Below are 22,208 nucleotides of genomic sequence, written 5' to 3' on the forward strand. Positions count from 1 at the left end.
ACCTTTATGAGCGGACTCTTTTGTTTTCACTATATTCATAAAATCCTTTACCTGTCTTACGACCAAGCTCTCCCGCTTCCACTTTATCCACGATCGTCTTAGGTGGCTGATCAAGCGGATTACCTGTCTCATTGTATTGTTGTTGCATAACGTAATACCCAACGTCAATACCAGATAAATCTAGTAATTCGAACGGTCCCAGTGGATGGCTGAGGGCTTTTTTCGTAATCGTATCGATATCTTTGAAATCAGCATAGCCATTTTCATAGAGACTCATGGCTTCCTTTTGAATAGCAAATAAAATGCGATTTGCTATAAAGCCAGAGATCTCCTTATGAAGAAGGACAGCCGTTCGATTCATCTGTTCACTAACTTCCATAGCAATTTGTGCTGTTTCTTCAGAAGTGTGGTCTCCTTTTACAACTTCTACACAATCCATGACTAAGGCAGGGAAGAAGAAGTGCATATTGCATACGCGGTCTGGACGTTCTGTCACGTCAGCAATTAAGGAGCTGACTATTGTAGAGCTGTTTGTCGCAAGAATTGTTTGCGGGGGAGCCATTTTATCAAGCTGTTGAAACACTTCACGCTTTACATCGAGCTTCTCAACCACGGCCTCAATAACAAAATCAGCATTCCCTGCTGCTTCCTCAAGACTTGGGGTGAATGTAAGGCGATTAAATGCTTCATTCTTATCTCCTTTTGAGATCTTCCCTTTCTTCACCCACTTATCCATAATCCCATCTAATGTTTCTTTTGCCTTCTCAAGAGCCTCTTCATTTAAGTCCTGAAGTACTGTTGAATACCCACCTAAAGCACCAAGCATCGCAATCTGATGACCCATTGACCCCGCTCCAATAACCGCTAACTTATTCACTCTCATATACATTACCTCCTTATAGTTGGATCCCTTCTAAGATCATTTTCATATAAAGCTCAGTCAGTTCGTCTTCTGATACCTCACCGTCAGGTTCATACCAAAAATAACTCCAGTTGGAAACGCCTAAAACAGCAAATGACAACATATCAGCCCGTAAATCATTTCGAAATTCACCATTGTCTATTCCAGCTTGGATAATATGCTGTAAGTTTCGCTGAAATTCGTCTCGCTTTGGAAGTACTTGTGATGTATGCTTCTCACTTAAGTGTCTCATTTCTCTGAAGAATACACGGGCACTTTGTGCACCTAACTTAATATTACCGATGATCATCTTTACATTAGCGTAAAGCTTCTCACGTTCTGTAAGCTCTTCATCTTGTAAAATGGATTCTTGTTGTTCTAGCAATCCTTCAATAAATCTAAGATGAATATGCATCAACACGTCTTCTTTATTAGTAAAATAGTAGTAAAAGGTTCCTTTCGTCACACCTAATTCTCTTGTGATATCCTGAATCGATGCTTCTCGGAAACCTCGTTCTCCGAATAGGGCTATGCTTGTATTGATGATTTTCTCTCTCATGTATAAGTTCCTCTCGTTAGTAAGATGTCTGTGTGATTAGCAATGGGCCTGCATGCCACCATCTACAACAAGCGTTTCGCCTGTTACGTAATTAGATGCAGCTGATGCAAGAAAAAGGGCAGCCCCCTTCAAATCCTCTTCACTACCAAAACGGTTAAGTGGAGTACGGTCTAAAATATATTGTCCTCCTTGCTCTAGGACTACTTTGGACATTTTCGTTGGGAAGAAGCCAGGTGCAATTGCGTTTACATTCACACCGTGTGCCCCCCACTTTACTGCAAGGTCTTTCGTTAGTGTTAAAATCGCTCCCTTACTTGCGTTATAGCCAACTGTATCCATAAAGCGTGGATCAGCTCCGCCTAATCCTGCTACGGATGCGATGTTAATGACTTTCCCAGATCCTTGTTCCACCATAACTTTACCTACAGCCTGAGCCATCAAGAAGGTTCCTGTCGCGTTCACGTTCATCACTTTCCGCCACGCTTCTAAAGGCATCTCAAGTGATGGGGCTCCCCACGTAGCACCGCTGTTGTTAACCAAGATATCAATCGTTCCAAATGTTTCTTTCGTTTGTACAACAACTTCATTCACTTGTTCTGGATTGGTTACGTCACATTGTAAGGCAATCGCCTTAATTCCATGCTTTGTTTCTAATTGTTCGGCAACTTCTAAACAAGCTTCCTTTTTACGTGAGCAGAGGACAAGGTTAGCTCCCGCTTCAGCAAAGGCTTCTGCCATCTGCGCACCAAGACCCCGACCTCCTCCTGTAATAACGGCCGTTTTCCCTGTTAAATCAAACAATTGTTGAATCCCCATTATTCTCCTCCTTCACTGATGTTTAGAGAGTTCGAGTTTTGCAATTTGGCGACGATGAACTTCATCAGGACCATCTGCTAAACGCAACGTTCTAGAGTTCGCCCATTGAGCTGCTAACGTGAAATCGTCACTAACACCTGCCCCACCATGAGCCTGAATGGCACGGTCAATTACATTCAAAGCCATTTGAGGAGCTACAACCTTAATCATAGCAATCTCAGACTTAGCTTCTTTGTTCCCGACTGTATCCATCATGTACGCCGCTTTTAATGTCAAAAGCCTCGCTTGTTCGATTTCAATTCGCGAGTTTGCAATCCACTCCCGCACTACCCCTTGTTCGGCGAGTGGTTTACGAAAGGCAACACGATTTTGGACACGTTCACACAAATCATCAAGTGCCCTCTCAGCCGCCCCAATTAATCTCATACAATGATGGATTCTACCTGGGCCAAGTCGCCCCTGTGCGATTTCAAATCCTCTGCCTTCTCCAAGAATAATATGATCTGCAGGAACCCGAACGTTTTCAAAATCAATCTCTGCGTGACCATGAGGTGCATGGTCATACCCAAATACCGGCAACATACGATTAATTTTAACCCCTGGTGTATTTAATGGAACTAGAATCATCGATTGCTGTTTATGACGCGGGGCATCAGGATTTGTTTTCCCCATAAAAATGGCAATCTTACAGCGGGGATCACCTGCCCCGGAGGACCACCACTTGCGACCGTTTAGAACATATTGATCCCCGTCACGTTCAATCCTCGCCTCAATATTCGTTGCATCAGAAGAAGCAATATCAGGCTCAGTCATAGAAAAACAAGACCGAATTTCACCATTTAATAAAGGGGTAAGCCATTGTTCCTTTTGGTGTTCACTCCCAAATCGTGCGAGTACTTCCATATTCCCTGTATCTGGTGCATTACAATTAAACACTTCTGGACCGATTAATGAGCGACCCATTTCTTCACATAGAGGAGCATATTCAAGGTTTGTTAACCCAGCCCCATATGTAGCATCAGGTAAAAAAAGATTCCACAACTTCTCTTTCTTAGCCTTTTGTTTCAATTCTTCTATAATAGGTGGAACTTGTTCAAAGCGAGATACTTGATTATTAAGCTGTTCTTCATACAACGATTCATTTGGATAAACGAAATCTTCCATAAATGAGCGGACTCGCCCTAGTAAATCGTTTACTTTGGTGGAGTAATCAAAATGCATGGTAGACCTCCTTCCGGCTAACATACTAACCGGTTAGTATGTATCCCCATTGTATGCTGATTATTCAGAAAATTCAAGAGAAAAGGTTTAACGAATACAGGTAGAGGCTACATAAGGTATAATCTGAACTCCCTCAATGATTAACCAACAACTACCAGTAACGTCGCATTGTAACACTTTGTAGCTAGATGCTACTATGGAAAGAAGACTGTACAGAAAGGTGATGTCTTTTGAATTTTGGCGATCAAGTTGTTTCGATTAAGAAATGGTTTCTCTATTTACTATTATTGGCGATTCCTGGTGTTAACATTGTCACCATTTTTATGTTGGCCTTTAAGAATAGAAATGAAACGGTTAGAAACTATGGCAAAGCCTCTCTCTTATTAATAGGAATCATTCTACTAATAACTTTAAGCATTGCTTTCTTAGGATCTTCATAGTAAAAGCCTCCATACTTACTCTGTATGGGGGCTTATGGTAACCACCATTTAGTAACTTACAGTCCTTAAGGTGCAATTGGTGTGAATAAAAATATACCAAACATAGTAATAACGCTTGTTAAAATAAGAGTAAGAAACAACCCTACTGATGGCATGAGTTTCTTTTCATCCTTTTTAAACAAGGTAACTATAGAGCAAATTAAACTTACAAATGTCCCAATCGGCAAACCAACTAGCAATACCCCAGTAGCTGATGTGGGGGTTAGGTACATGAATATGAATAGTAATATAGGAATGCCCAACGATAAATAGCTAAGCCACTTAATTTTTTTGTGTTTTATCTCTCGCCCCATATACCACGCCAAACCTACCAATAAAATGCCGATTGTAAAATTAATGATGACTACAGCAGTCATGTGCATCTCCCCTATCGTTATGATCGAAGCTTACGTTTATTGAGTCGAATTGTATGTATAGAAGTTTTTTCTTCAAACATATTTTCAATTGCTGAACGTACTTCACAACACCGGCTTAATATAGCTAGACCCCAAATAATGAAAAGGCGAATCCTAAATAGAATTCGCCATTTTATTATTTCTCTATCTCTTCTATAAACTTCTTGATCCGCTTCTGATATTCCTTCTCCGCAACCGTATAACCGTCCGTGTGAGTTGCATTTGGAACAATCCATAGCTCCTTTATACCAGGAGCTGTTTCATAGAGACGCTCTGCCATTTCAGTCGGAACTAGTTCGTCGTCCTCTCCGTGGATAATAAAGATGGGTACTTCTGACTTCTTCACCTGATCAATCGTTGAAGCTTCTTCAAACGTATATCCTGCCCGTAATTTCGTTACCATACTTGTAACTTGAAGAAGAGGGAAAGAAGGAAGGTTATACAGATGCTTCATTTGGTGCGCTAGCTCTTCATTTACCGAAGTATACCCACTATCAGCAATAACCCCTTTGACTTCTTTCGGCACATCTTCACCAGCAGTCATCAAAACCGTCGCAGCCCCCATGGAGAAACCATGCAAGATAATCGATTCAGTCCCCTTTTTTTCAACGAGAAAGTCAATCCATTGCAAATAATCAAAACGATCGTGCCAACCGTAACCAATGTAATCCCCTTCACTGTCTCCATGCCCTCTAGCATCAGGTTTTAAAATGTCATAACCTTGTTCATAATAAAATTTTGTAATGCCAGCCATTTGTTCTTTATTGCCTTTATAGCCATGAGAAAGAATAATGGTCTTCCCGTTCGGCATTTCATTTTCTAAGAACACAGCCTGAAGAGTTAACCCATCATCGGTCTGCAATGTAACATCCTGAAAATCCTGATTCTCAGTCCATTCCCTCACCATTTCTTCTCTACGCTGCTCTTCATCTAGTACACTAGCTGCTTTTGCAACATCTGCTTCTCCCCCGTGTAATTCAACTGCGCCACTACTGCTGTTGATTGCTACTCCATAAAAATAATTCCCAGCACCGACTAGACCAATAACTAAGAACAAAAACACAGTAATAAGAATCCAACCGATTCTCTTTTTCATATTTCGCTCTCCTTTTTCTAGTATCTCTTCATGTTCAGCTAACCAAATAAATCAGAAAGCGTTTTCTTAATCTCGTAATCTTCTATCGAAAAGTTAATTTTAAAGTATTATACATAGATTTGATTAATTGGTAAGAGAATAAACACAACTAAAGCCATCTGGTTATCCCTCTGCAAATGATTCTTTCGCTTTTTGCAAAATTTATATATAATAGATTTGTAAAGCTTATTATGCTAGGAGGACCATTATGTCTGAAAAAACTTTCTCAACTGTAATTACTTGTATGGACGGACGTGTCCAGCTACCCGTTAACGATTGGATGCAGAATCAATACAATACACCTTATGTTGATACGATCACAGCAGCTGGTCCTGAAAAGGTTATTCTCGCAGGAGCCGTTTCAGAAGTGGATTCCATGAAAGAGAAAGTCACCATTTCTTGCGATGCACACGGATCTGAAGTTGTAGCGGTAGCAGGCCACCATGACTGCGCCGGTAACCCAGTTGGCCGTGAACAAAAAATTGAAGAAATCAAACAAGCTGTTGAAGCTGTCCAATCTTGGGGCTTCCCTGTGCAAGTAGTAGGACTATACGTTAATGAAAATTGGGAAGTCGAAACGATATAAGAGAAAAATCAGCTCCTATCGAGCTGATTTTTCTTTTTCTTTTCTCTCCACTCCCTTTCTAATATAGCCATTTCATATAAACTCCAGTAATTTTCACCAATTCTACGATGATCTCGGAGAAGCCCCTCTTTTTTAAAGCCTACAGCCTCATAACAACGAATAGCAGATTCATTGAAATCAAACACACCAAGCGTAACACGATGTAATCCCATCTCCTCAAACGCTTGTCTTAACACCTTTTCTATAGCTACGTGAGCGACTTTCTTTCCCCTCATAGAATTATGGACAAATACTTTCCCTATACGAGCAGAACGATTATGATAATCAATTCTACCTAAAGATATATGACCAATCATACTGCCAGTTTCATCATCTATTATTTTATATATGAAGCGATCAGATCCATTTTGATTTGCACCAGCTATATAATTTTCAAGCTGACTTACACTTAATGGATAAGTGAACTGTGGGCCGCTCCATTGTAAAAGGGATTCTTCGGAGGGAATCCAACTAATCAGTTGTTCGAAATTTGATTGATTGAAGTATTGAAGAGTAATCAAGATATACCACCTTCATAAATTCATCTTTAAAAATAAATCCAAATTTTAATAGGAAAATTACTTTTCACTAGTTTAACATATTATCCCATTAGGGTAGTTGAACATTTCAATCCCTTGGAACAAATTCGTTTTATACTCCCAATAAAAGAGACCTAAATCGCGACAACGATTTAGGTCTCTTTTTATTTATGAAGATTTCTTTTCTAATTCTTGTGTTTGGTGTTGTTTCTCATCAAGTACGATACCTTGATCAACTGCCATCTCTTTAGCTACTTTAGGCGCTAACCATACAGGCGGTAGCATGAGAATGGATACGGGTACGGCCGTCACAACAATAAAGTTTTGTAGCGTTTGAATACTACTCTCACCTATACCGAGTAACGTTGAAGCAATAGCTCCAAATAATAATGCCCAAAACACACGCAACAAGCGAGGTGGATGCGCATGACCTGTAAGCGTTACAGCAACAGAATAAGACATCGAGTCTGCTGTAGTAGCAACAAATACAATAGTTACAACAAGGAACCCACTAGCCATCACGGTACCAAAAGGAACTTGCTCCATAATCGCCATAACAGCGGCTGGCATTCCTGAATTATTGAGCGCATCAGAAATAGCTCCTGGATTCTCCATTTCATAGAAAAGTCCCGATCCTCCAACAGCCGCAAACCAAAAATTACTAACGATTGGGGCTAATATTGCCACAGCCAAAATTAATTCTCTAATTGAACGACCTCTGGAGATACGGCTAATGAACATTGCCATTGCAGGTCCAAATCCAATGAACCAACCCCAGAAGAAGATCGTCCAGTAACCTAGCCAACCGTCATCCCCTCTGTAAAGACTCATACGCACAAAGTTCTGTATTTGGTAAGCCTCAGCTCCAATAAATGAATCTATAATAAAGAGGGTTGGTCCTAAAATAAGCATTCCTAACATCAGGATTAAAGCTAACCCAACATTAATACGACTTAAAAGCTGAATCCCTTTATCAACACCTGTAGCTGCTGAAATAGAGGCAACCACTACAAGAAAGATAATCACAATGGATTGGGTGAAAATCGTATCAGGGACATCAAATAAATACTGAAGGGCATATCCCACTTGAAGTCCTAAGAATCCAATCGGACCAATTGTTCCTGCTGCTACTGCAATAATCGATACAATATCAGCCACTGAACCCACTATGCTACTTTTACGAAAGATTTTCTCTCCAAACATCGGATATAGCATCGTACGTGGCTTAAGGGGATACCCTTTGTGATAATGCGCATACATCAGGACAATAGTCGTTACTGTCCCAAGACTCGCCCATGCAGTAAATCCCCAGTGGAAGAAGCTTTGTGCTAAACCAGGAACTACTGATTCAGCAGGGCTCATACCTTCCTCTGCGAATAAAGGTGGTGTCGTTAAATAATGGTACAACGGTTCTCCGGCTGCCCAGAAAACGCCTCCTGCTGCTAATAAGGTACACAAAATCATAGATACCCAACGGAAAAGTCCATATTGAGGTGTATCCAGCTTCCCTAATTTCACTTTCCCATATTTCGAAAGTGCTAGCGCAACTCCTACAACAAATGTAGCTAGTAATAATAGTTGCCAGAATGCTCCAAAGAATGTAACAGAAAAGTCGAACGCGCTTGTAATCCATTCTCCCATTAGTGTGTCATTAACAAGGGACATTACAAGAAATAGTATGAGGAATCCTCCACTAATGATGAATGTGACCCAATCAAGCCCCGTTCTTCTATTCGTTTCGTCTGTCATTGTTTTCCTCCTGGTTTTTGTTATATCTTTTGCTAGATATAGTTCGTATTTTGTTCTTAGTTGCTCTGGAATCTTTCAGTTCTTTTTATTAGAAAGCGTTTCTCCCCTTTATTTCCGACCTTTTTCACATAGTGTTTAATTATATAGATTGTGAATAAAGACGTCAAAATGAAAATTTCAATGATTTAAGAGGAATTCAGAGGATTTGGAAACGAATCAAATACGATACCAGCGAGGCTTTAAAATATGATGCGATTTGAAAAGTTTTGGCTTTTTTTATTAATTGACCTGGATTAGTTTTTCATGTTCATGTCGATGTTCTTTATAATAACTAACTTCTTGTTGTAGGTAGTCTCTTAGATTAGGACATTCAATACCAGATCCTCTCAGGTGCTCATAAGCTTGATTGCAATTATATTCTGCTCTTAATTGAAAATAGTCTAGGGTTTCTCGCTCCACCTGAACCCATTTACGGAATGAGCGGATAGATAGTGTCTTAGATATGATTGAGGCCGGTAAAGTATAGGAAGGCTCCTTCCCGAGGAGGATCTCACAAATTAATCGATAAGCTTCCCTCGCCGTTAAAGGGTTTGGATCTGTTAAGTGATAAACGCACCCTGCTGCCCTCTGATCATTGGCCAGAAAGACAGTAGCATTTACTACGAAATCGATGGGCACTAGGTTAATAAGAGCTGCTCCCTTACCGATATAGGGAATTGGAATTCGGGCGAACTTATCGAGAAATCTCATTACAAAATACGGACCATCAAATTTCGCCGTTTCCCCAGTTTTGGAATCACCCATTACAATACCTGGGCGAATAATAGTAATTGGCAGTTCCGAAATGTGCCTCTGTACCCGTCGTTCAGCTTCATATTTTGTAGCTTCATAATGATTCTTAAAAGATTGCCCGCAATCAAGTTCTGTCTCCAATATCTCTCCCGTCCGGTCCCCGGAAACAAAAGCTGTACTAAAATAGATAAACCGCTCCAACGAAGAGATCTGTCTGACAAACTGCAGCACATTTTCTGTGCCTGTTACATTTACTTTATAAGCTAGATCCTTAGGCACAGCCAAATCATAAATAGCAGCTAAATGAAACACATGTGTCACTTTATTGTATAATCGATTCTTAGTTTCTTCGTCGACACCTAAACCAGGAAGAGTAATATCCCCTTTAATAAGAGTGCATCTAGAATCCTTAACAAGTTTATCCATCTCAATAGTAGCTTTATGATATTGATCCTTGTAAACCAGCAATTCAAAGTGAGCGTTTGGGTCCTCCACCAAAAGCTTTTGAATTAATTTGGATGAAATAAATCCCGGGAACCCCGTTATAAAATAAGTTCGTTTCAAAACGTAACCTCCTTTTTATCTATGAACGTCTATTTATAAATCTATTCCTTGTTTACAACAAACAGACTAAAAGAGAGGGAGGAAGAGCTAGTAAAGGATATATTCAAGCGAGTGAAGACATTTATTCTATTCGAGAACACCTTGAAAGTTGAGGTTACTTCATTGTTGTAGGATATCGATCATTGATGAAAGTTATTGATTGTTGAATGAGTGAACGAAGCACCTCCACATCTATATCTCCTAGTTTGTTGACATAAACACAAGCCTTCCCTGTTTTATGCTTCCCTAATTGACTGAGGAGTTCTTCTCGGTTTGGTTCTCCTTGTGCTAAGTAGAGACTATGCTTGGCTTTCCTTGGAGAGAATCCAACAACAGGCGCATCCCCCTCATGACCGGAGTCATATTTATAATGATAAGATCCAAATCCAATAATCGATGCCCCCCACATCTTTGCCTCGCACCCTGTAGTTTCAGTAAAAAGATCAAGTAACCGGTAGGCATCTTCTCGCTTTTTCACACTTTCTATTTGCTCAATAAATTCTAGTACACTGTGATCGTTAGGTTGTGTTTTTAATGTATACAACGGTAAACCATCCTTTTCATTTTATTTACTCTGTGCGTATTATTTGCCAATACGACCATCTATTGCCATACTTACATTTGGGTCAAAAGACTTAATTCTTTTCTGTTAATCTATTAGGAGGTTATTTACATGAGCATTTATAATTATTCGGCTATTGCGATGAACGGACAAGAACAATCACTTGAACACTATAAAGGTAAAGTGCTATTGATCGTGAATACTGCCGGAAGGTGCGGCTTTACATATCAATACGAGGATCTACAACGCCTCCATGAACGTTATCAGGACAAAGGGCTTGTCATCTTAGGCTTCCCATGCAATCAATTCGACAACCAAGAACCTGATGAGAATGAGAAGATACAAACAACATGCTTATTAAACTACGGAGTTTCGTTCCCCCTGTTTCAAAAGATCGACGTAAGAGGCGAAAACGCCCATCCGCTCTTCGCTCATCTATCAGGTAAGAAAGCGTTCGAAGGATTTGATAAAACACACCCTGTTGCTAAAGTACTGATCCCCCTTCTAAACGAGAAACATCCCGAATATCTCACTGATGACTACTCCATTAAATGGAACTTCACCAAATTCTTAATCAATACTGACGGAGAGGTCGTCAATCGTTTTGAATGTACCACAGACACAATTGATATGGAGCAAGATATTGAAGCTCAGCTTTCAAAAATGACTGTTTAACTGAACTTCTTCTAAACCGCTCAGGAATTAGTTCCGAGCGGTTTACTTTTAGATCTACTTTCATTTGAGTTAACTTCTAAAGCTGCTCCTATTCTTTTATAACCCTGGTTCATTATTTAATCTTTCTTTAATAGCCTGCATAACCATTTTATTTGTTTTAACCCTCGCAAAATATTTATCTTCCCCTTCAATAACATGCCACTTGCATTGAGGAGGTGACGTCTTCTGTAGCATGTCCTCTACAGCTTCCTCATACAGTTTCCACTTCGATCGATTTCTCCAATCCTCTTGAGTAATCTTCCATCTTTTTAAGGGGTCTGCTTCTCTTTCCTGAAAACGCCTTAGTTGTTCTTCATTTGAAATATGGAACCATAACTTGATAATGATATATTGATCATGGAGAAGTTTACGTTCAAACTGGTTAATTTCCTCATACGCTCTGCTCCATTCTTCAACATTAGCAAACCCTTCTACTCGCTCTACCAGAACCCTTCCGTACCAGGAACGATCGAATATAGCAATTTTGCCGTATGGTGGCAACTTCGTCCAAAAGCGCTTTAGATAATGATGGCTCTTTTCTTTTGATGTAGGTGCCCCTATTGGATGCACTTCAAAGCCGCGTGGGTCAAGTCCGCTTGTCAATCGTTTAATGGCCCCTCCCTTACCAGCTGCATCCCACCCTTCACAAACAATCAGACATCCCATTTGGTGATCGACTAATAACCTTTGGAGCTGAAGCAACTCCAACTGGGTTTCTTTTAGCTCTTTTTTGTATTGCTTTTTGTCACTTATCTTCAAGGAAAGATCTATAGACTCAAGCATGCGTCCACCCCTTAATTCTCTTAAGTTTTTTTTACAATCATGAACAAGCTTATTTTGTCGTTTCATCACACTTAAAGCCTTCAAGACTAGCAGGGTTTATTACATTTGCCAAGCGAGGCATACACGGTAAGGTTTGGGATAACAAAATATTCTATACAAATAATCATGTACCTCCCTTTCTATTACATTCTCGACGGAACCAAGATTCCCCTTCAGATCCGTTTTATAGGTTTAAACGAACGAAGGATCGACCATAATCCTACTATATAAAGAAAGGCAGGAGTTGTTATGAGTTCATTTGTAACCGGCATGCATTTGGCCTATTTTGTCATCATGATGATCGGGGCTATTTACTTTTACATTTTAAGCCGAAACCCACAAGGCGTCCCTTCATACGAGTACGTACTTGCCATCACCATACCAGCTTGGTCTGGAGTTGCTTATTTATCGATCGCCCTAGGTCAGGGACTTCTCGAGGAAGCAGAAAAGACGATATATTTTGCTCGTTATCTCGACTGGGTCATCACCACCCCTCTACTTCTACTTGCACTGGGTTTGACGGCAATGATTGAACACAAGAAGAAAAACATTGCCCTTCTGTTTTCGCTTGTAGTTGCTGATGTATTCATGATTTTGACTGGTTTGATAGCAGATTTTTCTGATGGCACTGTAAAATATATATGGTATGTACTGGGGGTATTAGCACTTTGTCTAATCTTATATATCATATGGTACCCTTTAAAAAGAATGGCGGATCGTACAGGTGAAGAGTTATCTAGACATTACAAACGAATTGCCCTTTACCTTACTGTCTTTTGGGTTCTCTATCCGACTGCTTGGATACTCGGTTCGTCTGGATTAGATGTGACTCAAGAAACCATGGAGATCCTTGCTTTCATCATCCTCCCTATACTTTCAAAAATAGGGTTTAGTGTTCTGGATTTACACGGGTTAAGGCGCCTCCATTTGACCCAAATTTAAAAGAGAAACGCGCCTTTCTATTAAATTTTGCTCGCTCCTACTATCGGAAATAGGAAATGACCTTTATAATAGACAAGCATGAACTTATCGAAGGAAAAGGTGTGTAAAACATGAGCTTACTCACAGTAAAGAACTTAAGTCACGGCTTCGGAGATCGTGCGATCTTTGAAGACGTTTCTTTTCGTTTATTAAAAGGAGAACACATTGGACTTATCGGAGCCAACGGTGAAGGTAAGTCTACTTTTATGAATATTATTACAGGCAAACTAGAGCCTGACGCCGGTAAAGTCACCTGGTCAAAGCGAGTGCGGGTTGGGTATTTAGATCAACACGCAGACTTAGCACAAGGTATGTCGATTCGTGATGTCTTACGAACAGCGTTCCAATATTTATTTGATATTGAAACAGAAATGAATGGTTTATTTGCCAAAATGGGTGAGGTAGAGCCAGAGGAACTTGAACAGCTTCTTGAAGAGACGGGTCGAATGCAAGATGAATTAACAAACAATGACTTCTACACCATTGATGCCAAAGTAGAAGAAGTCGCAAACGGTCTTGGCCTGGATGATATTGGCTTAGAACGAGATGTGAACGATTTAAGTGGTGGACAGCGTACTAAGGTACTACTCGCTAAGCTACTTCTTGAAAAACCAGATATCCTGCTACTCGACGAACCAACAAACTACTTGGACGTAGAACACATTGAGTGGTTGCGTACGTTCCTTCAAAATTACGAGAACGCCTTTATCTTAATCTCACACGATATCCCATTCTTAAATAGCGTTGTGAACTTAATTTATCATATGGAAAACCAAGAGCTTACCCGGTACCCTGGGGATTATGATGAATTCTTACGTGTGTATGAAATGAAAAAGCAACAAGTTGAGGCTGCCTACAAGAAGCAGCAAAAAGAAATTGCCAACTTAAAAGATTTCGTGGCACGTAACAAGGCAAATGCTGCTACGAGTAAAATGGCGATGTCTCGTCAGAAGAAGCTTGATAAAATGGACGTTATTGAACTGGATTCTGAAAAGCCAAAACCAAGTTTCAATTTTAAACAAGCCCGTACACCAGGCAAATATTTATTTGAAACGAAGGATCTTGTCATTGGGTATGATGAGCCTCTTTCAAGACCATTGAACTTAGAGATGGAACGTAATCAGAAAATTGCCCTTTCAGGTGCGAACGGGATTGGTAAAACAACCTTGCTTAAAAGTATCTTAGGAGAAATTAAGCCTGTCTCAGGTTCTGTTGAGCTTGGTGATCACCTCCATATTGGGTACTTTGAACAAGAGTTGAAGGAAGAAAGTAATAATACTTGTATAGAAGAAATCTGGGAAGAGTTTCGTCACCTCACCCAATATGAAGTTCGTTCCTCCCTTGCAAAATGTGGCTTAACGCAAAAGCACATTGAAAGTAAGGTGAAAGTGTTAAGTGGTGGCGAGAAAGCCAAAGTTCGTCTATGTAAGCTAATTAACAAAGAAACTAACCTTCTTGTTCTCGACGAACCGACCAACCACCTTGACGTGGATGCGAAAGCAGAACTAAAACGAGCGTTAAAAGATTATAAAGGAAGCGTCTTAATCATCTCTCACGAACCAGACTTTTACCAGGATATCGTAACTGACGTGTGGAACTGTGAAGACTGGACAACAAAAGTATTCTAAAAAAACAGGCCCCAAATAAGGGCCTGTTTTTGTTTAAAGACCTCACTTCATCACTTCACAGCACTAATGCGTGTCTGGCACCCTTTACTACTGTACAGCAAGACCGCGTGCCAGACACCCTTCATCTCTTTATTGTGGTAAAGATCTTTAGAGGAGTAGTAAGCCTATTGAGATGAATATGCCGCTTACGATCAGTACGATTAGGCAAAAGCCCATGATGTCTTTAGCTTTTAAGCCAGCGATTGCTAAGGCTGGCAAAGCCCAGAATGGTTGAATCATATTTGTCCATGCATCCCCCCAGGCGACGGCCATGGCTGTTTTCGGAATCGAAACGCCTAATTCTTTTGCAGCTTCAAGCATAATCGGTGCTTGCACTGCCCACTGTCCTCCCCCTGAAGGGACGAAGAAGTTTACGATTCCAGCGCTAATGAACGCGAAAAACGGAAAAGTAAACTCATTTGATATGTTTACAAACCACGAAGACATCTCTTGTGCAAAGCCTGATGCCACCATCATCCCCATAATTCCAGCGTAAAACGGGAACTGAATAATAATCCCGCTTGCCCCACTTACCGCTTCTTTGACAGATTCAATAAATGCTTTCGGTGTTCCATGAAACAGAATACCAAGGAATAAGAACCCGAAGTTGACAATATTTAAGTTAAGCTGAAATCCATTACTCACAAAATAATAAATTAAAAAGGCAATACCAAGCACACCTGTAATCATGGCTAGAATTTTGCTGTTTTCTAACCGATCAGCTGGTGTAAGCTCACTCTTTTCCACAGAAGCAGCTTGATAATCACGACCTTCCTCTAAAATGGATCGATCAATCAAGACCCTTTCATCTTTAGATGGCATCATTCTATGGTTCAGAATAGGTAATACAATAAATAATGATGCGACAATTACTAAGTTAAATACTGAAAAAATGGTTTCATTAGTCGAAATAACACCTATGATATCTTGCGAGAAATGGTCTGGTGTCGCAATTGTTAACGGGATAGAACCAGCTAACCCACCGTGCCATACGATAAAACCTGAATAAGCACTAGCAATTAGTAAACGATAATCAACATCGCCCACTTGTTTAGCTAGCTCTTTCGCAAATAACGCTCCAATAACAAGTCCAAACCCCCAGTTCACCCAGCTTGCGAGTAATGATACCAGTGTGACAAACACGATCGCTTGCCCAGGTGATTTTGGTTTAGAAGCGAGTGCACTAAGCATTCTTTTAAAGAATGGACTACTTGCTAACACAAATCCCGTTACAAGAACTAACACCATTTGCATAGAAAAGGATAATAAGTTCCAAAATCCTTCACCCCAGTATTGGACCATAGCAACAGGTGTGCTGCCGGTAACCCCCATTCCGAGCAAGAATACAACAAGTGTAAGTATAATGACAAAAACAAATGGATCTGGTAAATATCGTTGCATTAGCCGATTTGATAAATGAATAGCTCGTTTCATACGTCATCCTCCCATTTAATAAAGCGCTTTCAAAATACCCCACATACTAAATTATCAAAACAAACGGCATAATTCAAAGAATTTTTTGATTATTACAAAATATATAAAAGAGTAGGACAATTTATACATAAGAAAAGAGCGAATCTCTACTTATGAGGATTCGCTCTCTGAAGCAGCTTTGTTATTATCTTTCTCTATGTTTGGTCTCTTTCCATATTGCAATTCCCGAATAGAAAGTCCGAAGTCCATTTGGAGGTGAGGGTAGTCTTTAAAGGAACTCCAATCTCCACCCCATTCAAACCCAAGATCTTTAGCAATGGATACGACTTCCATCCAATCAGCCTTTCCATTTCCATTTCCATCACGCGTTGTGTCCCATACCACGTCCCCACGGTTCGTTTTTAATGCAAAATCAATAGCAAGGCCGTAATTATGATACGATTCTCCTCCATCTGCATTCGTAACGACAGAACCTTCATTGGATCGTCCTTGTTCATAAAGCTCATTTTGCCTTTCAATAGAACGATGACCATCTGTAATGACTACAGTAATTCCTTTATCCTTAGCTCTATTAATTAACTCATTCTTAGCTTCTTCAACTTCTGGGTGCAGTTCAGTAGGCAGAGGGACGTCTTTCTTTTCTAAAGGTTGAAATACTCCCATTGAATTCCCTGAAGAGTCTGTATTAGCAATTAACCACAAAAGTAAAGCGCCTGTCCCCAAAATCAGTATTAGAAAAGCTACAAAATTCGCTAGTATTCTCAATTGCTTCTGCATTCCTCTCCGTGTAACTTTCTTTATATCCTTACAATATCACACAGAAGTTCTACGAAACATAAGATTACTTCTATTGATGTGCTCTTTTTGTTTAACTCAGTTACATAAGAGGAAATATATCCCTAAAGTATTAAATCGGAGGGTTAAACATGGCTAATAAAAAAAATCAACAGAATCGAAAGCTAACAGAAGACGATCAAAGCTTTAAGGAGAAAAAAGAAAAAGAAGGATTAATTGACGGCGTCCCAACAGAAGATCAACGTCAAGAACAAGTAGAAGAACGAAAGAAAACCAAGTCGAAAAATGACTCCTCTACAGAAGAGCACTACAGTGAAGATTTTCAAGAATAATATTTGCATGTTTATAATTATTAAGGTCAGGGTATTCTAATTATTAGTTCCTTTTCTAAAGGTAGTTATTGTAGCAGTATAAAACATATTGACTTTTCACAAGTAAGATACTATAATTAATTATTGTGCCTTCGCTAAAAGGTAACTATATCGGAAATTGAAAGAGTGATGTGTATGAGACTGGCATTCTGCTATGTTTTAATACGACTTAATCACACTGGATCAGCTTCGGAGCTGTGAGGATGCAATAGAGGTAGGGATTGCGTCGTTTAAGTTGAAAAACTACCTTGTAGAATTTATAAACCGCGGCAGTGTTTGAACATCTAATCAAACACGTACCTTGCAAATAAGCAAGCAAGATAAATGAGTAAAATCATTTTTTCCTAAGTACGATAACAAAGCGAGTCAGGTGACGACCTGGCTCGCTTTTCCAATTTAAACCCCCTATTAAATACATCTCCTCAAGAGCAACATGCAACTACTTTATCCATATCCCCTTCACTTACCCAAATCTCACCATTTCTTATTTTATACCTAATATTCGCCTTATTTAATCGCTGAATTTGCTCATCGGTCTTGTCAGTCCAATATGTATAAGTCTCTGTTGAACTACAAGCTGATAATGTAATGAATGTGATAAATAAGATAAGCAACCAAGATTTTTTCATTTATCGTCCCCCTTAAGTCATGCCGTAATCATAAACACAATTTTGATTATACACAAACTGATCTCTACTCCCTTTTCCTTATTACTAAATTTACCACATCTCCCACTCCTTTTCGTATCATTCCACAAAACTTTCCAATTTCACCCACAACTATTCGTGAATTTGATACGATACTGGTAATACATAAATAAAGGAGTTACATTGATGAGAAATAGATTAATGATGGGAATAGGTCTACTAGTGTTAATTGGGATTGGACTATATTCTGTTTTTGACTCTCCTGTAGAGGTAGAAAAAATTGACCTGCCCCAAGTCAAAATGGCTTCGTCAATGAGTGATGTAAAACAATACTTTTACCGAAACGTCTCTGCATTAGAGCGAGCAGATGAATTATCACTTATAGAGGAAATCAATCAAACGTACGAATTACCTGGCGTTCAAGCGGAAGTTACAATAGATGAAGCTTGGTATAATGGAAGAACGATTTACTTGTTCTACCACAGGGATGTCGCTTCAATTGGGAAGTCTTCAATAAATAATAAAGAAGAGATGCCAGTACCCCAGCTTTATATACCTAACGTACATAATCCATCTTTCATAGCAAAGGTTAATGACGAGTCCATCCCGCTTCTAGCAATGGCTTCAGACATAGAGGGTAAACATGGCATCCAACTAGGCAACAAATTCTATTCATTTGTACCATTAAGCGTCGACAGTAACGTTCCTCTTGAAGGAAATGCATTGACCATTAAAGGCTCCCCTATGATTAACGTAGACGGGCAAGTTGAGGAGATAGACCTCTCCGTTTCTTTCAAAGCTCAAGAAGATGTGATTAAAAGCAAAAGGATTAATGAGACGTTCTCATACAAAGATTACACCATTAGTTTTAATTCTATTAATTTTGGTACTTTTGAAACAGAACTCGGTGTAACCATTACACATCCTAAAGATGAACTCCCCAAAAATATGCATGTTTCTGCAACAACGAACCAAGGAGAAAGGCTACAATTTTCTGGCTGGTTCGTAGAAAATAAACAAACACAAGAAATTGATAACGATTATATTATCAAAGGGCATCAAGTAGTCCAGTCATTGCCAAAAGAGATGAAATTTACGTTGCAAACGGTTGGCTTTGAAAGTGATCAATCCATAACTTTCAAAATGGACACGACCAGACTTCCCAATGATTTAGAAGAGAAAGATACCTATGAAGAACAACCTGAAGAAACCATTGAAGTCTTCGATCAGGCAGAAGTGAGTCTCGAATCAATCCGATATGATTCTTCAAACTTAACGATCAGACTTAGAAAAGAGCTGACAAACGGGTTAGAGGAACCATTTCGCACAGTTAGCTTCAGAGTGGATCGCTCTAAATTTCAGCCAACTGCTTCCACAGCTCCAGAATCTGATACTACCATCCTTTACAGTGGAAGAGAATCACACTCTTTCGTTGAAATAGAAAAATTAAGCCTTTCGATCCCTTCTCCTGAAGTAAGAAACGAAGATTACGTTCAGATTTCCTTGAACAACCTTCCTATTTCGATTGTTTTTAAGGAAGCAAGAAACGTCGAGCTTTAACCATAATGAGGCAGAGCAATCCTCAATGTATGAATCTACAAGAATAACTAGCTCTTGAGCTAGTTATTCTTGTCTATACGTATAATATTGATAATCCAATTCCATTCTAATGTAATCTTCTACATCAACTAGGTAGTCCCGATTTAACGTTACCATATAGCGTTCATTAGGTCCTGACCTTTCATCTACCATGACCTGATCTATGCTGATTTGTTCCCCGTTTGAGGTATAAAATGCAACCTTCTCTTTCGGCTTAAAGGTTACCACTCCAACACCTCTATTGAAGCTAGTCAGGAAACCGCCCTTCTCTTCATTCGAGAAACTTTGACGAATATCAAGCGTTAGCGTGTAGTTGCTTTCTGAGTCAATACTTACGCTTTCCAAAATAACAGTAGAACTGCCCTTTTTCAGAACTTTTTCATCAACGTCTGTTTTCTCCTCGTTCATCCACTCTTTTTGAATGTCTACATCAGCTATGACAGTAGGGTCCTCTAGCTCCAACGTATATCCATCCTCTTGAAAAATCTCTTCTCGTATCCCTTCAGTAGATGAATAAAAATAAACCGTTGTAAACACAACGATTGCAACCATGCTGAGCAATATGGCTACAATTTGTTTCATATTACCTCTCCTTTTGTCCCTCTATGATGATTGACCAAATGACTCTGGCATTTTAACCGCTACCACTTCACCAGAAGCGCAGCAAATCTCCCTTGAGAAGACTTCTATATGTATCTTATATTTCTTAGGATGGATCTCCTCAATTGTACCAATTGCCTTTAAAGGTTGTCCTTGTGGTGTTGGCTTTGTGAAATTCACTTGCAGGGATGCGGTTACAAACCTAGGTGCCTCTACCCCATCCTCTGGCATATAGCCATTTTTCCTATGTAACGCTAAGGAAGCAGACCCAGTACCATGGCAGTCAATAAGAGATGCTAATAAACCTCCGTACACAAACCCAGGTATTGCTGTGTGTTCAGCCTTTGGCGTATAGATTGTAATGGTTTTGTCCCCGTCCCATCCAGTCCGAAACTGGTGTCCCTTCTCATTTAATCGCCCACAACCGTAACACCAGGAAAAATCATCTGGATACACATCCTGTATCGCAAACTTTACATCTGCACTCATGAGAACACTCCTCCCTCTCCCATTCATTTCCTACTTATCATAATATGAAATCGCTCTATTTTACAATGTATAGACAGTGTTTCCGGTTTCCTTGATCAATAGTAAAGTGATTTAACGAAGGACAACCATCACTCATTAATAGATAAACATCGTTCGAACTAGAAAAAGAAGCAGAATTACAAATGCAACCACTATAATGATCTTAAACACGAGCATTCTCTTTTGAAATGGTGAGGGTTTTTTCATAGTTCTCTCCGGTTTTCTTTATAGGTTTCCTTAGCAATTGTCCCCTGGTGGTAGACCATCATCCAATTTCCATTCATACGTTTCCAAATCGAACTTCTCAATGAGCGTTGCTGCTTTAAGAGATTATCAATAGTAAATGTCGTCAGCACCACCTCTTCAGAAAGAGGATGAATTTCGAAATCAAATAAGGTCATGTCCACAACCCCAATATTCTCTGGCGTTATACCTTCCTTATATAAAACTTCACCACTACTACCAACTTCAAAAAAAGAAGGTGCTAATAAGCGTTGCAAAGATTCTAGTGATTTTCTAGTTTCTGGTTGGAGTAACGTCTCTTCTAACTCTTTTAGGTGATTGTACAAATATTCCATAATAGGCCCCCTTATTGATAAAAAAATGCTCAAGGTCATCCCTAGAGCATTTTCCTCTTAAGCAGTTTCAAGTTGACGAATAAATTCATCCTCAGAAAGAACTTCAACGGAGTGTCCTTGAGCAATTAGTGTTTCTACACGCTCTAATTTACTGCTTTTCTTACCTTGTAAATAATTCTCGTAAGCTTGGTTGCCTACTACAACATAATTGGTTGTGGATTGGACAGAAGATTCCCAGTTACCACCAAGATCAACGACACGCTGAATAGCTTCGTCTCGTTTGAGTGCTTTCAGTCTACCAGTGAAGACAAACGTAGCATTATAAAACGGATGAGACGTGTTGAAATCACGAGTTGCTGCCATATACTGTTTAGCTTCTGCTCTTTGACCTCCCTTACTTGGACGTTTCTTCCGATTTAGACGCGCAGGCTCATAAGATGCATCAAACATCATCCCGTTAATGGTTTGGCTTTTTTCTACTACTTCTTTCTCATCACTTGCATCAAGATGTTTCCCTGCTTCTAAGAAGATCTGCGCAGCTGCCCGAGCGTCATCAAGAGCATGGTGGTGATTCAAATCTATATTTAAATGATGCGATAGCTCTTTTAAATTATACCTAGGGAATGACCACGTCTTCTTCGATATATTCATCGTACAATTGTAAGCAATCATTGGGTAAGGAATGTTATATTCATCCAACACCGCTCTCAAGACCCCCATATCAAATTGAGCGTTATGAGCAAGAAGAAACTTACCTTCAAGGAAAGGCTGAATGTCTTCGTGCCACAGCGTGTCAAACTCATATGCCTCTTCCACATCTTCTTTCGTAATCCCGTGAACGGATATATTAATTGGAGCAAAATAGTTCCGCTTTGGCTTTACTAATGAATAGTATTCTTGTTTGGGCTGACCATTTTCATATTCTACGAGACCAATTGAACAAACACTAGACCTAGAAGAATTAGCTGTTTCAAAATCAAGCGCTATAAAATTCATCTTTCCCCACCTATTCTAGTCTATTTCTTTCTATAATAGAGGGTATAGCCCCTTTTCGTCTATTGTCTTGTTTTGGTAT

25 protein-coding genes are annotated in these 22,208 nt (G+C 39.6%); 7 read left to right on the forward strand and 18 right to left on the reverse strand.

All coding sequences use genetic code 11. From position 1 onward, the window contains the following. Positions 1 to 4: 4 nt before the first annotated feature. The 4 genes from ACYX4O_RS12050 to ACYX4O_RS12065 are packed head-to-tail and all read right to left on the reverse strand — an operon-like array spanning position 5 to position 3,497. Positions 5 to 883 carry a 3-hydroxyacyl-CoA dehydrogenase family protein gene (locus ACYX4O_RS12050; protein WP_476351210.1) on the reverse strand — a complete coding sequence of 293 codons (879 nt, stop codon included), beginning with the start codon at positions 881 to 883 and terminating at the stop codon, positions 5 to 7. A 13-nt stretch (positions 884 to 896) separates the two neighbouring features. Further along, on the reverse strand, positions 897 to 1,460 hold the full coding sequence (locus ACYX4O_RS12055) for a TetR/AcrR family transcriptional regulator (RefSeq protein WP_476351212.1): 564 nt from the start codon (positions 1,458 to 1,460) through the stop codon (positions 897 to 899). Positions 1,461 to 1,496: 36 nt separating this feature from the next. Beyond that, positions 1,497 to 2,276 (reverse strand): SDR family oxidoreductase, encoded by a 780-nt coding sequence (locus tag ACYX4O_RS12060; protein WP_476351214.1) that lies wholly within the window; start codon positions 2,274 to 2,276, stop codon positions 1,497 to 1,499. A gap of 12 nt (positions 2,277 to 2,288) precedes the next feature. Beyond that, a complete protein-coding gene (locus ACYX4O_RS12065) occupies positions 2,289 to 3,497 on the reverse strand; it encodes an acyl-CoA dehydrogenase (RefSeq protein ID WP_476351216.1) in 1,209 nt (402 codons plus the stop codon). Between the two features lie 230 nt (positions 3,498 to 3,727). On the opposite strand from ACYX4O_RS12065, the gene ACYX4O_RS12070 reads away from it, so the two are divergent. Next, positions 3,728 to 3,937 (forward strand): hypothetical protein, encoded by a 210-nt coding sequence (locus ACYX4O_RS12070; RefSeq protein ID WP_476351218.1) that lies wholly within the window; start codon positions 3,728 to 3,730, stop codon positions 3,935 to 3,937. Positions 3,938 to 4,002: 65 nt separating this feature from the next. On the opposite strand, the gene ACYX4O_RS12075 is transcribed toward ACYX4O_RS12070, so the two are convergent. Beyond that, the gene (locus ACYX4O_RS12075) at positions 4,003 to 4,353 is read right to left on the reverse strand and encodes a hypothetical protein (RefSeq protein WP_476351220.1); all 351 of its coding nucleotides are present in this window, start codon (positions 4,351 to 4,353) and stop codon (positions 4,003 to 4,005) included. Positions 4,354 to 4,528: 175 nt separating this feature from the next. Next, complete coding sequence (locus tag ACYX4O_RS12080; protein WP_476351222.1) at positions 4,529 to 5,488, reverse strand: alpha/beta hydrolase; 960 nt, start codon at positions 5,486 to 5,488, stop codon at positions 4,529 to 4,531. 247 nt (positions 5,489 to 5,735) lie between these two features. On the opposite strand from ACYX4O_RS12080, the gene ACYX4O_RS12085 reads away from it, so the two are divergent. Further along, positions 5,736 to 6,113, forward strand: coding sequence for a carbonic anhydrase (locus tag ACYX4O_RS12085; RefSeq protein WP_476351224.1), 378 nt, complete (start codon positions 5,736 to 5,738; stop codon positions 6,111 to 6,113). Positions 6,114 to 6,121: 8 nt separating this feature from the next. Here ACYX4O_RS12085 and ACYX4O_RS12090 read toward each other — a convergent pair whose 3' ends face one another. The 4 genes from ACYX4O_RS12090 to ACYX4O_RS12105 all read right to left on the reverse strand — a co-directional run bounded on the left by ACYX4O_RS12090 (position 6,122) and on the right by ACYX4O_RS12105 (position 10,379). Next, positions 6,122 to 6,673, reverse strand: a complete 552-nt coding sequence (locus tag ACYX4O_RS12090) for a GNAT family N-acetyltransferase (RefSeq protein ID WP_476351226.1) — start codon at positions 6,671 to 6,673, stop codon at positions 6,122 to 6,124. Positions 6,674 to 6,859: 186 nt separating this feature from the next. Continuing rightward, positions 6,860 to 8,440, reverse strand: coding sequence for a BCCT family transporter (locus tag ACYX4O_RS12095; RefSeq protein ID WP_476351228.1), 1,581 nt, complete (start codon positions 8,438 to 8,440; stop codon positions 6,860 to 6,862). Between the two features lie 279 nt (positions 8,441 to 8,719). Beyond that, positions 8,720 to 9,796 carry an SDR family oxidoreductase gene (locus ACYX4O_RS12100; RefSeq protein ID WP_476351229.1) on the reverse strand — a complete coding sequence of 359 codons (1,077 nt, stop codon included), beginning with the start codon at positions 9,794 to 9,796 and terminating at the stop codon, positions 8,720 to 8,722. A gap of 154 nt (positions 9,797 to 9,950) precedes the next feature. Continuing rightward, positions 9,951 to 10,379, reverse strand: a complete 429-nt coding sequence (locus ACYX4O_RS12105; protein ID WP_476351231.1) for a DUF1801 domain-containing protein — start codon at positions 10,377 to 10,379, stop codon at positions 9,951 to 9,953. A gap of 129 nt (positions 10,380 to 10,508) precedes the next feature. Between ACYX4O_RS12105 and ACYX4O_RS12110 the strand changes: the two genes are divergently transcribed. After that, a complete protein-coding gene (locus tag ACYX4O_RS12110; RefSeq protein ID WP_476351233.1) occupies positions 10,509 to 11,072 on the forward strand; it encodes a glutathione peroxidase in 564 nt (187 codons plus the stop codon). A gap of 96 nt (positions 11,073 to 11,168) precedes the next feature. Here the strand turns inward: ACYX4O_RS12110 and ACYX4O_RS12115 are convergent, their stop codons facing one another. Next, positions 11,169 to 11,894 (reverse strand): polyphosphate kinase 2 family protein, encoded by a 726-nt coding sequence (locus ACYX4O_RS12115; RefSeq protein WP_476351235.1) that lies wholly within the window; start codon positions 11,892 to 11,894, stop codon positions 11,169 to 11,171. 288 nt (positions 11,895 to 12,182) lie between these two features. On the opposite strand from ACYX4O_RS12115, the gene ACYX4O_RS12120 reads away from it, so the two are divergent. Then, positions 12,183 to 12,875: a bacteriorhodopsin gene (locus ACYX4O_RS12120; RefSeq protein WP_476351237.1), complete on the forward strand. Its 693-nt coding sequence runs from the start codon at positions 12,183 to 12,185 to the stop codon at positions 12,873 to 12,875. Between the two features lie 110 nt (positions 12,876 to 12,985). Next, positions 12,986 to 14,542, forward strand: a complete 1,557-nt coding sequence (locus ACYX4O_RS12125) for an ABC-F family ATP-binding cassette domain-containing protein (protein WP_345239216.1) — start codon at positions 12,986 to 12,988, stop codon at positions 14,540 to 14,542. Between the two features lie 147 nt (positions 14,543 to 14,689). Here the strand turns inward: ACYX4O_RS12125 and ACYX4O_RS12130 are convergent, their stop codons facing one another. Then, positions 14,690 to 16,015 carry a short-chain fatty acid transporter gene (locus ACYX4O_RS12130; RefSeq protein ID WP_476351239.1) on the reverse strand — a complete coding sequence of 442 codons (1,326 nt, stop codon included), beginning with the start codon at positions 16,013 to 16,015 and terminating at the stop codon, positions 14,690 to 14,692. A gap of 150 nt (positions 16,016 to 16,165) precedes the next feature. After that, complete coding sequence (locus ACYX4O_RS12135) at positions 16,166 to 16,678, reverse strand: M15 family metallopeptidase (protein WP_476357109.1); 513 nt, start codon at positions 16,676 to 16,678, stop codon at positions 16,166 to 16,168. 263 nt (positions 16,679 to 16,941) lie between these two features. Here ACYX4O_RS12135 and ACYX4O_RS12140 point away from each other — a divergent pair, with 263 nt between their 5' ends. Next, positions 16,942 to 17,142, forward strand: coding sequence for a hypothetical protein (locus tag ACYX4O_RS12140; RefSeq protein WP_476351241.1), 201 nt, complete (start codon positions 16,942 to 16,944; stop codon positions 17,140 to 17,142). A gap of 461 nt (positions 17,143 to 17,603) precedes the next feature. Here the strand turns inward: ACYX4O_RS12140 and ACYX4O_RS12145 are convergent, their stop codons facing one another. Beyond that, positions 17,604 to 17,810, reverse strand: coding sequence for a hypothetical protein (locus ACYX4O_RS12145; RefSeq protein ID WP_476351243.1), 207 nt, complete (start codon positions 17,808 to 17,810; stop codon positions 17,604 to 17,606). Between the two features lie 204 nt (positions 17,811 to 18,014). On the opposite strand from ACYX4O_RS12145, the gene ACYX4O_RS12150 reads away from it, so the two are divergent. Next, a complete protein-coding gene (locus ACYX4O_RS12150) occupies positions 18,015 to 19,388 on the forward strand; it encodes a hypothetical protein (RefSeq protein WP_476351245.1) in 1,374 nt (457 codons plus the stop codon). A 63-nt stretch (positions 19,389 to 19,451) separates the two neighbouring features. Here ACYX4O_RS12150 and ACYX4O_RS12155 read toward each other — a convergent pair whose 3' ends face one another. From ACYX4O_RS12155 to ACYX4O_RS12170, 4 genes are all read right to left on the reverse strand, one after another. Further along, a complete protein-coding gene (locus ACYX4O_RS12155) occupies positions 19,452 to 20,009 on the reverse strand; it encodes a hypothetical protein (protein WP_476351247.1) in 558 nt (185 codons plus the stop codon). 21 nt (positions 20,010 to 20,030) lie between these two features. After that, positions 20,031 to 20,516 carry a PaaI family thioesterase gene (locus tag ACYX4O_RS12160; protein WP_476351249.1) on the reverse strand — a complete coding sequence of 162 codons (486 nt, stop codon included), beginning with the start codon at positions 20,514 to 20,516 and terminating at the stop codon, positions 20,031 to 20,033. Between the two features lie 242 nt (positions 20,517 to 20,758). Continuing rightward, on the reverse strand, positions 20,759 to 21,133 hold the full coding sequence (locus ACYX4O_RS12165) for a nuclear transport factor 2 family protein (protein ID WP_476351251.1): 375 nt from the start codon (positions 21,131 to 21,133) through the stop codon (positions 20,759 to 20,761). A 57-nt stretch (positions 21,134 to 21,190) separates the two neighbouring features. Further along, complete coding sequence (locus tag ACYX4O_RS12170; RefSeq protein ID WP_476351252.1) at positions 21,191 to 22,129, reverse strand: exonuclease domain-containing protein; 939 nt, start codon at positions 22,127 to 22,129, stop codon at positions 21,191 to 21,193. Positions 22,130 to 22,208: the final 79 nt, after the last annotated feature.

The sequence above is a fragment of the Pontibacillus sp. ABV4_188 genome (genome assembly GCF_056311905.1).